General features: G+C 41.2%; 10 protein-coding genes. 6 read left to right on the top strand and 4 right to left on the bottom strand.

Translation table 11 applies throughout. The annotated features are described in order from the left end of the window. Window positions 1-36: 36 nt before the first annotated feature. On the bottom strand, window positions 37-843 hold the full coding sequence (locus AC5JMF_RS09310) for a Uma2 family endonuclease (protein ID WP_495795425.1): 807 nt from the start codon (window positions 841-843) through the stop codon (window positions 37-39). A 676-nt stretch (window positions 844-1519) separates the two neighbouring features. Next, complete coding sequence (locus AC5JMF_RS09305) at window positions 1520-3280, bottom strand: serine/threonine protein kinase (protein ID WP_495795424.1); 1761 nt, start codon at window positions 3278-3280, stop codon at window positions 1520-1522. A gap of 318 nt (window positions 3281-3598) precedes the next feature. On the opposite strand from AC5JMF_RS09305, the gene ppk1 reads away from it, so the two are divergent. Continuing rightward, window positions 3599-5758 (top strand): polyphosphate kinase 1, encoded by a 2160-nt coding sequence (ppk1, locus tag AC5JMF_RS09300; RefSeq protein ID WP_495795423.1) that lies wholly within the window; start codon window positions 3599-3601, stop codon window positions 5756-5758. A gap of 267 nt (window positions 5759-6025) precedes the next feature. Beyond that, complete coding sequence (locus AC5JMF_RS09295; RefSeq protein ID WP_495795422.1) at window positions 6026-6430, top strand: response regulator; 405 nt, start codon at window positions 6026-6028, stop codon at window positions 6428-6430. A gap of 292 nt (window positions 6431-6722) precedes the next feature. On the opposite strand, the gene AC5JMF_RS09290 is transcribed toward AC5JMF_RS09295, so the two are convergent. Next, window positions 6723-6905, bottom strand: coding sequence for a hypothetical protein (locus AC5JMF_RS09290; protein ID WP_495795421.1), 183 nt, complete (start codon window positions 6903-6905; stop codon window positions 6723-6725). 700 nt (window positions 6906-7605) lie between these two features. Here AC5JMF_RS09290 and AC5JMF_RS09285 point away from each other — a divergent pair. After that, a complete protein-coding gene (locus AC5JMF_RS09285; protein ID WP_495795420.1) occupies window positions 7606-8859 on the top strand; it encodes a serine hydrolase in 1254 nt (417 codons plus the stop codon). 107 nt (window positions 8860-8966) lie between these two features. Here AC5JMF_RS09285 and AC5JMF_RS09280 read toward each other — a convergent pair whose 3' ends face one another. Continuing rightward, a complete protein-coding gene (locus tag AC5JMF_RS09280) occupies window positions 8967-10199 on the bottom strand; it encodes a DUF4336 domain-containing protein (RefSeq protein ID WP_495795419.1) in 1233 nt (410 codons plus the stop codon). A 148-nt stretch (window positions 10200-10347) separates the two neighbouring features. On the opposite strand from AC5JMF_RS09280, the gene AC5JMF_RS09275 reads away from it, so the two are divergent. The 3 genes from AC5JMF_RS09275 to AC5JMF_RS09265 all read left to right on the top strand — a co-directional run. Then, on the top strand, window positions 10348-10650 hold the full coding sequence (locus AC5JMF_RS09275; RefSeq protein ID WP_495795418.1) for a hypothetical protein: 303 nt from the start codon (window positions 10348-10350) through the stop codon (window positions 10648-10650). A 103-nt stretch (window positions 10651-10753) separates the two neighbouring features. After that, window positions 10754-12283 (top strand): bifunctional phosphoribosylaminoimidazolecarboxamide formyltransferase/IMP cyclohydrolase, encoded by a 1530-nt coding sequence (gene purH / locus AC5JMF_RS09270; RefSeq protein WP_495795417.1) that lies wholly within the window; start codon window positions 10754-10756, stop codon window positions 12281-12283. A gap of 826 nt (window positions 12284-13109) precedes the next feature. Next, a partial coding sequence (locus tag AC5JMF_RS09265; protein WP_495795416.1) for an HD domain-containing protein occupies window positions 13110-13325 on the top strand: 216 nt, incomplete at its 3' end.

The following is a 13325-nucleotide window of genomic DNA, read 5'->3' as shown; positions in this document are numbered from 1 at the left end:
TAAGTCCCGTTAAACAAAACAAGCAAATCCCAGAATCTAAATTATATCTGGGTCAATATTTAACTCTCGTAATTTTGCTACTAAACGTTCTGTTTCTCGTCGTGCCTGTTCGGCTTCTTGTCGTGCCTGTTCTGTTTCTCGTTGTGCTTGCTCTGCTCTTTGTTGTGCTTTTTCTGCTTCTCGTTGTGCCTGTTGTTTTTCTCGTTGTGCCTGTTCTGCTCTTTGTTCTGCCTGCGCTTTAGCTTCTTGTGGTGTCGGTACTAATTGTCCATCAGATGTGAACCAACGTAATAACCCTTGATGAATTCCCAAATAGAACCCTAATTGTTCACTCCACAAATGTCCTTGTGCATTTGCTTGCAGAGGTTGATATTTCGCATCTACTAAATTAAATCCAGCAAATTCTAATGTGTATGGGTCAAACCAAAAATAATTTGGTGTGCGAAATGTATCTTGATAAATTTCTTTCTTTAGACCTTTGTCTGTCTTCGCTGTTGATTCCGAAAGAATTTCTACTATTACATTTGGATATTTCCCATATTCTTCCCATACTACCCAACTTTTCCTGATTTTACGTTGAGTTCCTAGCACTACAAAAAAGTCTGGGCCACGAAAGTATTCTGATTTTTTTTGGTGTGGACTGTAGTAGATGGTTAGGTTTCCCGCTGCGTAATAATCAGTTCTATCTTGCCACAGGCATTCTAAGCATTGTAAAAGTAAAACTATTTGTTGCAGATGCAGTTCTGTTTCCAAAGGAGGCTCGTCACTATATAAATCGCTAGGGGGAAATGTGACATCTTTCGAGATGTCTTGCTGAGATTCTAATTCTTGGGCTATGGTCATCAGAAAATGTGGGTGGAAACCCCGTCCTTCTAGTACGGCAATGCAATTGTTTTTTGAATCTACTATCGCCTTGGGATTGGTTAGTTCGGTGTACTTTTGTGTTGCACTTTCAACGGGACAGTTACCCTTACGGGTTCGTCACTTCCTTCAACGGGGGGAACCCCGCAACGGAGTGACTCACCGTTTCAAATCTCCCAATCCTGTACGCATAGTATTTTGCTATGCGCGAGCCTCCCTTGCGGGGTAATGTTAGCTGACGCTCGTGCCTCGCTAACGCTGCGCTAACGCCAATGTTTTAAGAGCTTGTTAGGCTTGCAACACTGTTCCAGTGACCTTAGAACTGTTTAATCACAAGCGACAGAGCAAGGGACTAGCTACGCATCCCGGGGTGTCGTGACTCAAAAAACGTTGTCAGTTAAGACTTAGGCTGGTCAGAATGGCTATCCCGATTTCTCTTTCAAGCCTCATGCCTTTAAGCTGAGGTTCCTGACAGAATCAATCTGGCATTAATTAGTCTTGAGTTTATTTTAGCAGTGTTGTAAATGTCTACGCGTAGCTAAATGTAAAAGTAGGCTATTTTTATCAATCTGTGATTTTTTTAGTTAGTAGGCATAGCGATCGCATTCTTATTTAAAATAGTCTATTCAGTATCAAATACCCATAATTAAAAGATACTTTACGGTTTAATTAAAGATTCCTCAGACTTGCGATATTTAGCGATTAGTTTCCGTCGTTTTAGGGGTGAATAAAGCAAGTAGATGAACAAGGGTAATCCAGTTCCTGCTAGTAAAAATAAAATGTAGGGATTAGCTAATCCAACTATACAAATAATTCCGAAGCTTGTTCCTAATCCTGCTGTGAGTAAATACAAAATAATTCTAAACCAGTTCCATTTTTTACAGTCATTATCTATTGTTAAACCCTTAATAAACCCATATCCTAATCCCACAATAGCCCCAATTGCTCCTACAATCTTTGGGATGTTATCAACAATATCATAACTAATACCTAATACTATAGGAATAATCATAATAAACGTTCCAATTATCATCCCTCCCAAAGCTCCAAATAATAGTCCAATTACTACCCCAATCATAGCCATAATTACTCTGCGTAAACCAGCGATCGCTATCAACCAAGTTATAGTTAAAGATAACCCAGCAATAATTATCAATTTGATTGAAGTTAAATAAACTATTAATAAAGTCATCAAAAGAGGTGCGATCGCACCAATTAATAACACTCCAGCAAGCCAAGCATATGGTACTTCTGTCTTTTCAATTGGTAAAGCAGCTGTTTGCACTTTTACAGTTAAAGTATGAATCGCTGGATAAGCATTACTATGCAATATTAATTGACGCTTATATTGCTTATCTGCCATTAATTTACTTGTGTCTACCTGAACATGACACCAAGTATTATTCCCGCTAAATTGAGTAGGTGTTACCGAAATCCAAGCATGGGAATCTGGTGTATGTGGGGGATCATGAGGATGGGGTGCAACTTCCCATCTCCCTTGTAATAAAGTATCAGGAATCGTATTTACAACCGTGATGCTTTGCTTTAGCTTTTCTCCCAATTGTTTCGCTTGGAATTCCAGTACTGTCTCACTGAAATCAACTGCGGGTACACGCGCAACATCAAGTGGTTGCAAGGCTATTAAAGCTGCTTGTGCATTAGCAAAGCGCTTGTCTTGTTCTGGTTGTACCATACCCTCTAGCCAACCCAGAAACCGTAAACTCAATTGAGGTAAAAGATGGTGAAACTTAATCAAATATGGATTATTGCGATCGCACAATTGCCGTATTTCTATTGACTTAATTTTTGTCAACATACAAATCAAGGTAGTACCTAAAGCATACAAATCTGTAGCCTTAGTTGGCTCAAACATCTGTTCTGGCGGAATAAAACCCGGAGTTCCCTTAAATACACTACTGCCTGCAACTTCCTGACTACCAATACGTGCAAAACCAAAGTCAATTAGATAAACGTTGAGTTGTTCATCGACCAAAATATTTTCTGGTTTAATATCTCGATGAATTACCGGAGGCTTGAGATTTTGCAGATATACAAGTATGTCTAAAATTTTAACAGCTATTTGTTTAATTTCTTCTGCCTTAAAGCTGCGGATTTGTGCCAAAGATTGGGCATTAATATATTCTTGCACTAAACAAAAACCATCAGATGTAGCAAAAGAGCATATGTATTGAGGAATACCAGGATGATTAAGTCCTTGTAATACTTGAATTTCTCGTTGATGTGCCTCAAATCCAGACCAACTAGAACCTATCTGAGCAAAGCAAAACTGCTTTAATACTACCTGTTGTGCTGTTTCAACATCTGATCCTAACCAAGTAATTCTTCCTCCTTCTCGATTGCGTCCCAATTCTCGTAAAATTTGATAGCCATGTTCATGGAAATCTGGATAGCTATTCATAATTCAAGGCCAAAAGTATAATTAGGCAGGGTTGGGATGTATTACGTAAATACACTTAAGCTAACAGGATGCTTGAAAAGGCGATTTCTAATCGCAGGGGTTAGTATTAATTTAGATTTTTCAAACAACCTCTAACAATGTTCAGGAACTAAATTGCGATCGCACATAGCAACCAAGCCATAACCCCACTCCCCGTGGGCTTCTCTGCGAGACGCTACGCTTAAGTAAGCAAATAATTTCATCAATCAAACCAGATTCTTATACTATGATTAATATTCTGCTGTTGAATGGGCTACATTTACCTAACTTTGGGTCATTATGCCGAAACCTAAAAAGAGCGAGACTCCCTTAAATCTGAACGATCCGCAATACTACCTTAATCGAGAGTTAAGCTGGTTAGAATTCAATAACAGGGTCTTACATGAAGCTTGCGATATACGCACACCTCTTCTCGAACGCCTCAAGTTTCTCGCAATCTTCAGCTCTAACTTGGATGAGTTTTTTATGGTGCGGGTTGCTGGCTTAAAGCAACAGGTAGAAGCAAAAGTCACTCAGCTAAGCCCCGATGGACGCACACCGCAACAACAGCTAGATGATATTAGGTCAACTCTCTGTCCCGTAGTTGCAAAACAGCACCAACATTTTGAACAAGAACTCCGCCCCCTACTGGCCAAGCAGGGCATCCACATTCTCGATTACATAGATCTAAATGATAGACAGCGCAGTTATCTAGACGGCTATTTTGAAGAGCAAGTTTTTCCAGTTCTCACTCCTTTGGCTGTTGATCCAAGTCACCCCTTTCCCTACATTTCCAATCTCAGCTTGAATTTGGCTGTTGTAGTCAAAAATCCCGAAACTGAAGAAGAGTTCTTTGCTAGAGTCAAAGTGCCCAGCGTTCTGCCTCGATTTTTACCTTTACCGCCAGAGTTGAGAATTCAAGACAATGGCAAACCTACCCATTGGACAGGCGTACCTTTAGAACAAGCGATCGCTCATAATCTGGAATCTCTTTTTCCAGGCATGAATATCCAAGAATATCATCCCTTTCGCATCACCCGTGATGCTGACCTGGTATTGGAAGAAGATGAAGCAGATGATTTATTGTTAGCGATCGAACAAGAACTCCGCAAACGCCGCATGGGTGGAAGTCCAGTCCGACTCGAAATTCAACCCCAGACCCCCGAACCAGTGCGATCGCGTCTTTTGCAAGATTTGGATTTAACAGACAGCGATGTCTATGAAGTAGACGGTCTTTTGGGACTGCGGGATTTAATGTATTTTATGGCATTGCCACTACCAGAACTCAAAGACCCACCACGCCAATCTGTTGTACCATTACGCTTACAAAGATTAAGAGAACCAAGCTTAGATCCAGAAGTCTTAGAGGTAGACGAAGGCAACGACTTTTTTGCTGTGATTCGAGAAAAGGATTTGCTAGTACATCATCCCTATCAATCCTTTACAGCAACGGTGGTACGCTTTATCACCCACGCTGCCCACGATCCGAATGTGTTAGCGATTAAGATGACTTTGTACAGAACTTCTGGCGACTCGCCAATAGTCAATGCTTTAATCGCCGCCGCTGAAAATGGTAAGCAAGTATCTGTATTGGTGGAATTAAAAGCACGGTTTGACGAAGAAAACAATATTTACTGGGCAAGGCGTTTAGAAAGAGTTGGTGTTCACGTTGTTTATGGTTTGGTGGGGCTAAAAACCCACTGTAAAACTGTCATGGTAGTGCGGCGCGAAAAAGACCGAATGCGGCGCTATGTGCATATCGGCACTGGAAACTATAACCCCAAAACCGCACGACTTTATACAGACTTAGGATTGTTTAGTTGCCGCGAAGAATTGGGTGCTGATATTACAGATTTATTTAATTTCTTGACAGGCTACTCCCGGCAAAAATCCTATCGAGAAGTACTGGTTGCACCTGTGAATATGCGCGATCGCTTTCTCGCACTCATTCATCGCGAAATAGAAAATGTGCAAAATGGATTATCCGGGCGTATCGTTGTCAAAGTAAACTCCTTAGTCGATCCGCAAATTATCGCCACCTTATACGAAGCTTCCCGTATTGGAGTACAAATCGATTTAATAGTTAGGGGCATTTGCTGTTTACGCCCAGGACTAAAAGACATTAGTGAAAATATTCGCGTCATCAGCATTGTCGGTCGCTTTTTAGAACACTCTCGAATTTATTATTTCTATAACAATGGACAAGAAGAAATCTTTATCGGCAGTGCCGACTGGATGCGTCGCAACCTAGATCGTCGAGTAGAAGTAATTATCCCAGTAAAAGATCTAGATATTGCTAAAGATTTGCAAGAAATTCTTGGAATTATGCTCGCAGATAATCGTCAAGCCTGGGAGTTACAACCTGATGGCAATTATATTCAAAGACGCCCCTGTGAAGATTGTCCAGAAGCTAATTCACAAAAAACTCTCATGAATATGGCATTACCCTCAATTAATTAGTGAACAGTTATCAGTTTTTCTAATATGGCATTACCCTCAATCAATCAGTTATCAGTTTGTCTAAATAACTAAATTAAAAAAGAAAACTTCCGATACCTTAATAACTAACCAAACTGAGTTTTTTTTATAAAACTTTAACTTGTAGAAAAGTTATTTGATTAGTTTTCATCAAGACACACAAGTTATCAACCATAGGATAGAGTTAGGGCTGGTACATCTTCCCATAAACTAGAGAAATTATTGTGTGTCGTTTTGTTTGTCACTTAAATGTTAATGTTGTCCTGTGAGTCTTCTACCTTACGCGTTCTAGTGGTTGATGATCACGAATTGACCCGTTTAACTTTACAGTTGGCCTTCTCTTGTCAAGAAAATATTCAAGTCGTAGGGTTAGCTAGTAACGGTCAAGAAGCCATAGAAATGGTTAAACGTTGCCGACCTGATGTGATTATTCTTGATTTACAGATGCCGATTATGGATGGTTGGAGTGCATCTAGTCACATAAAGGCCATATCTCCAAATACCCGGATTCTTGCCTACTCCTCAGTAGAAGACGTAAATCACGAGAAAAAAGTAATGTATAGCTTTGATGATGTTTGCAAAAAAGATGTACCCACAAATGAACTTATTGCTTTAGTTAGACGCTTAGGTCAGCGTACAGAAAATAATTCGTAATTCGTAATTCGTAATGACGCTCGAGGACTCGCTAACGCTGCGCTAACGTAATTAAGTTTTGTAATGGGGATTTGACCCCAACACAAAACTTGCCGATTATGGAACCGGGGGACTTAAACCTACGGAACTTGTTAATTTGCTGGATAAATAATGTATCTGTATTGCTTGATTGAAGACAACACAATCAATTACCAAAATTTGCAGGGTATTATAATTGAAAAAACGTCGGTATAACTGTAAGTTGATAGTTAAACCGACGTAATTTTTAATATTTTTAATTCTCTAGTTCAGCTTAATTATTTCCCGCATCGGGAATCGTGCGTCTAAACTCATCAATTAACTCATCTAATTCTTCCAAAGCCTGATTGACATCAACTCTTAAAATACCTAAATTAGGGCGTTCTAGCAGACTCAGCAAATAATCACGCTTGCTTTGAACTACGGCAATTCGTTGTTTAATAGTTTGTACATCCATTATTTACTCCCCATTTTTAACTATGCTCTCAGTTTTAAGTTAACTTAAAACTTAGCACTCTAGTGGACTGTTTCAGCTATTCTAGTGCATTAGATTTAATAGGCGTAGGTTGGGTTGTAGTAAGATCCCGTAGGGTACGAAGTGAAACCCAACATGGATATCGGTGTTGGTTTACCCTGCGGGAAGCCGCCCTCCAAGCGTCTACGTTCCTCAACCCAAGTTGTTCATGGGGGAAACCACGCCACTTGCGCGGCTGCCGGGAAACTCGTCCAACGCAGTGGCTCCCCAAGTTCACACTGCCTCAACTTTGTAATACCAATTCTCTGAAATCCGTCTACACATTCAAACTCCGAAACCCATACTAAATAACAGTTTCTTAATTACGAATTACGAATTACGTTAGCGTTAGCGAAGCGGTAGCGAGGTACGAGCGTCAGCGGTAGCGAGTCCTCGATAGCGTTAGCGTTAGCGAAGCGGTAGCGAGGTACGAGCGTCAGCGGTAGCGACACAGGAGCGTCGCGTCATTACGAATTACGAATTACGAATTGGTATAAGACAGACTCCAACACAAAACTTGTCGGTTATAGAACCGGGGACTTAAACCCACGGAACTAGTTAATGCGATAATTGAGATTACTGGCTACAAGAGTAACTTAACAAACTTAGCGATCGCATAACTCAAAAAAACTCAAAATTACTAATGTATAAATACTATATAGGTTTCTTATTCACTATCTCACTGGTAACAATAAACTTAATTTTTCCTCAGTTGACATTAGCAGATATCAAAATTCAGCTACTACCATTAGCTCAAATGCCAGCATCAAGCAAATCTATTTCTCCCAAAGCTGCTTTAGAAAGATTATTTACTACCAAAGAAATACAAAAAGAATGGTTTGCAACTGAATTTTTAGCTCAGATTCCTCTGGAAAAGATGCAGCAAATAATTAACACCATAAAAACTCAACTAGGAGACTATCAAAATGTACAAAACAATGCTCAAGATTATCTAATTATTTTTAGTCAAGGTTCAGTTCCAACCAAAATAAATCTCAATCCCAAAGGACAAATTTCAGGACTATTATTTGAACCGCCACAAACTAAGCTAACTAGCTTAAAAGAAGCAACTACTCAATTTCAAGCGTTACCAGGTCAAGTCAGTTTTTTAGTTCAAGAAAACAAAACAGTATTAGCTGCCTTAAATACTAAAACACCATTAGCAGTTGGTTCAGCTTTTAAGCTAGCAGTATTGCAAGCATTAAAATTAGAAATTGCCTCTGGTAAAAGAGCATGGAAAGACGTAATGCAACTGCAAACAAATTGGAAAAGCTTACCATCTGGAATATTACAAACATGGCCAGATGGGGCATATATAACAGTGCAAACACTCGCGTCTTTGATGATTTCTTTCAGCGATAATACAGCAACAGATACATTAATTAACCTGATTGGCAGACAGCCTATTGAATTAGTATCACCCCGTAATCGTCCTTTCTTAACTACTCGTGAATTATTTATTTTGAAAGGTTCAGAAAATCGAGATTTGCTGAAACGTTATCGCACTAGTAATGAAACTCAACGCCGTGCAATACTTCAAGAATTAGCGAAAAAACCGCTTCCTAATGTGAGTGAATTTGAGGGTAATAATCCCGTTGCCCTTGATGTGGAATGGTTTTTTACTACCGAAGAACTTTGTGGATTAATAGAACAAGTTGCTGATTTACCTTTAATGAGTATTAATCCTGGTGTTGCTAATCCTCAAGATTGGCAGCGGGTAGCATTTAAAGGTGGATCTGAATCTGGTGTCCTCAATCTCACAACTTGGTTGCAAGCCAAGAACGGAAAAAGTTACTGTGTAGCCGCCACTTGGAATAACAGCAATGCACCTGTAGAAGAGTCTAAATTTATAGCTTTATATAGCGGAGTACTTGCCAAACTTGCTGCTAATAAATAGGGGACTTGCGACTTGCGACTTCTTTAATTACGAATTACGAATTACGAATTATTTAATCTGCACGTCTGTGCGTCTCCCTCATCTCGCACAGTCCCCAATCTCCACCATTACACTTTATCTTTTGCTGGCGGTACAATTTTGCTTTTATTTAAACCTTGGTCAATTAATTTCATAATTCTAAAATCCTCTTCTGGTAAAGGAGAACTATTACTGCCGAATAAACCGGCACTCACAGCAGGCTGCTTTTCTAAAAAAGAAAATGCTTGGCGAAATTGATGAGGTTCTGCTTTGATTGGTGAATCAAAATGGCAAGGAATAATCCATTGAAAATTCCAACTTGATACTTGATTAGCCCAATTAATAGTTTCTGCTGGGGCACGATTGAGAATCAGTGTTTGTAGAATGGGTGCAACAAATAAACGACCATCTCCGCGTAGGGCCTCAAACGATCGCTGCCAATTTTGTTGCCATTTAAAAGGGTACAATCCAAAATAAGCTTTATTTGAGCGTTCTGAGGCTTTGAGGGCATCAAGAATCACCTCACCTACTCCCATGACCTCTAACGCGCTTGGCCGAAAGTACAAAGCAAACAGCGAGATACGTTGCCATCCTTTAAGGCGATTTGCTGGATTGTCTGCAACTATATCAGAAGCTTTATCCTTGGCATGAAACAATAAAGGGTATGGATCTAATTGCACGATCGCAGGTGGTTCTGCTGGTACAGAAATCACCGAGTCTATCACTAAAAGAGTATGCGATCGCTTGTGAAAAAATGCAACTTCTGCAAACCGCCCCGGCCCCAAGTCAATGGGGCCCAGAATTGCGTAGTCAAACTGTTCACCAAAGGGAGCTTGATTACTATCTGCTGGCAACACCTGAGTGCGTGTTGGAGGAAACCCCAGCCAACTGAGAGGCAGGTTAAGTGGAAAACTCCACTGGCTAGGAGCAATGAAAACCTGTGCATTCGGAAAACGTCGAGCGAAGGGGCCAACAAAGACTTTATGCTCTAATCCAGAGATAGTTGGCAAGATAATATACTTAATATCACCGTGTTCTGCTACAAGTTCCTCAACAAGCCGAATACATTCTAGAGTCGGTGCAACAGGTGCGTAGACTAAAAGACCGCCTGTTTCCAGCTTGACAATAGTCATGCGGATGGGCACGACAACGTAAAAAATACCTTGAAGTTGGTCAAAAGTCCAGATTGTATCTTTAACTACTTCTTTACGGATTGTACGTCGTTTGCCATAGGGATAGATTGGCACAATTGGCCAGAAAGGCCATGACAAATCCTTGAGATGAATCTGTTCTGTATTTCCTACGCGTTCGTCATAAGCCACTCTGCAACCCCCTTTCTAGTTCCCGATGCTCAAATTGTTTTGATTCTCTTTCCTGAAGTTGGAGTTTAGCAAATTGTTTGTAATTCGTAATTCGTAATTCGTAATTCGTAATTCCTTGTGGGCTTCGACTTCGCTCAGCCCACGGGGAATGGGGAACTCGGGGCCCCCTCTGGGGATTAGGGGCAATGGGGAATGGGGAGGGGTAGCTACCGATCCCAAAACCCAAGAACCAGTTCTTCTATTTCATCCCCGGCAGCAACAATGGTCTGAGCATTTTATCTGGACAAAAGACGGGACACAAATTTTAGGTACAACTGCTACAGGGAGAGCGACTTGCGATCGCTTTGATTTCAATGATAAACGTCGAGATGAGTCTTCGATTCAAGTAGCTCGTCGTTTTTGGGTAGAAGCGGGCTGGCATCCACCCCAGTCAGATCCACGTCAAGAATAACAAACCTAATTAACGCGATCGCTCTTCATAGTCTTGAAGTAAACCGAAGCTTATGCAACACTTAAGATCCTTTGCTTCCAGGGTTCATTTGAGGAATTGAGACATGGCGCGTCTAGCACTGCTGAGTGTATCTAATAAAACTGGTTTAATCGACCTAGCCCGTAACTTGGTTGAAGAATTCGACTTTGATTTAATCAGCAGTGGCGGCACAGCCCAAGCACTCAAAGATGCAGGGCTACCAGTTACGAAAGTTGCAGATTACACGGGTTCGCCGGAAATTTTAGGTGGTCGAGTTAAAACACTGCATCCCCGAATTCATGGTGGGATTTTGGCACGGCGGGATGTTGCTGCTGATGTTGCAGATTTAGAAAATAATCAAATCCGCCCGATTGATTTAGTAGTAGTAAATCTTTATCCTTTTGAGGAAACGATCGCTCAACCAGGTGTAACATTATCGGCAGCAATTGAGCAAATTGATATCGGTGGCCCGGCGATGTTACGGGCATCATCGAAAAATTTTGCTCATCTAGCTGTATTATGTGATCCAGCACAGTATAGTGAATATCTGCAAGAGTTACGGCAAAATAATGGAGAAGCTTCGTTAGAATTCCGTCAAAAAGCTGCATTAAAAGGATTTTTACATACTGCTAGCTATGACCGCGCGATCGCCTCTTACCTCAGCAATCAATCTTTACAGCCAGAGTACACCATCTCAGGACAACAACTGCAACCTCTACGCTATGGTGAAAACCCTCATCAAAACGCCGGATGGTATCAAACAGGTACTACTCCGACAGGATGGGCAGCGGCTACCAAACTTCAAGGTAAGGAACTTAGTTACAATAACCTAGTTGATTTAGAAGCAGCACGGCAGATAATTACAGAGTTTACTGATAGTCCCGCAGTTGCCATCCTTAAACACACCAATCCTTGCGGTGTGGCTGTAGGTGACAGTATCAAGGAAGCTTACGAAAAAGCTTTCAATGCAGATGCTATTTCTGCCTTTGGCGGCATAGTTGCACTCAACCGACCGATTGATGCAACAACAGCCACTGAATTAACCAAAACGTTTTTAGAATGTGTAGTAGCGCCGGGTTGCGAAGCAGAAGCACAAGAAATTCTCGCCGCCAAATCTAATGTGCGAATTTTGATATTATCAGATTTGAGTAGCGGCCCCAAAAATACAATTAAAGCGATCGCAGGTGGTTTCTTAGTACAATCTGCCGATGATGCGATCGCAGATACTAGCAAATGGCAAATAGTCACCGAACGCCAACCAACACCCGATGAATTAGCAGAATTATTATTTGCCTGGAAAGTTTGCAAACATGTGAAATCGAATGCCATAGTAGTGAGTGGCGATTTTACTACTTTAGGAGTGGGTGCCGGTCAAATGAACCGCGTTGGCTCAGTGAAAATTGCCCTAGAACAAGCAAAAGACAAAGCCAAAGGTGGTTTTCTCGCCAGTGATGGATTCTTCCCCTTTGATGACTCGGTGAAAACAGCCGCCGCCGCCGGAATTACCGCCATCGTCCAACCAGGGGGAAGTATGCGGGATCAAGCCTCGGTTCAAGCTGCCAATGAACTAGGTTTAATCATGGCATTTACAGGTATACGTCACTTTTTGCACTAAGTTTTGGCTGTAATGTAAATGGTGCAGTTATCAAAGTGGCACTTAGTAAGATCCCCACTTGAGATTGTAAATGATATGGTTTATTTGTGTGTGAGGAGCAAGTTAAAAATAAAGAGCGTCTAGGGTGGAAACACGGCAACACTCCTGGACGCTTTTTAATTTGGTAATAAAAATTACCTTCCATAGTGCAGTTTTGGAAGTGTCACTCTATATACTTGCGCTTGAATTAAAGCAATGATATGGTTTATTTGTGTGTGAGGAGCAAGTTAGATAATAAAAAGCGCCTGGGGTGGAAACACGGCAACACTCCCAAGCGCTTTTTAATTTTTATAAGGGACTGGGGATTGGGGACTGGGGACTGGGGACTGGGGATTGGGGACTGGGGATTGGGGACTGGGGATTGGGGACTGGGACAAATCATGTACAGTTGTGATGGTTGACGCGGGGACGCGGGGACGCGGAGAGATTTTTCATCTGTGAATAATGAGCAGTTAGCAAGGATCTATCGTGTGGTGATACAGCAGATTGTGGGTAAATGAGGTACAAGTTTTAAGAATAAAGTCATATAACTTAGATCTTGCACCTGCCCAATCTCCCGCCAGAGAATAAATTCTCGCTCTTATTAGGTCAAGTCCACTTAAGTGGACTAAAATCTATGCTTTTTGTGAGATTTAGTCCTCTTGAGAGGACTTTTGCTATTAGCCATAGGTTTCTAACCTATGGCGGTTTTTGGGACTGGTGCAAGATATCAGATAACAAAAAACTTTTAACTCTGTTCCCTGTTCCCTTTCCCCTGCTGTAACTGTTAACTCATAACTGAAATCAGGTGCATATCAATCGATTAAATCAACAAATCCAGTTCATTGTCGAAATTGATGGGCTGAAACAGGTGATGCGCCAAACCTTGCTCATCGACGGTTCACGCCAAGAAAATAGTGCAGAACATTCTTGGCATTTGGCGATCATGGCGATCGCATTAGCGGAATATGCTGTTCCACATATAACTTGCATAATTAGGGCGGGCAAGATGCCCACCCCACAA

Source organism: Desmonostoc vinosum (assembly GCF_059505385.1).
This window is presented reverse-complemented; position numbering and strand designations above follow the sequence as displayed.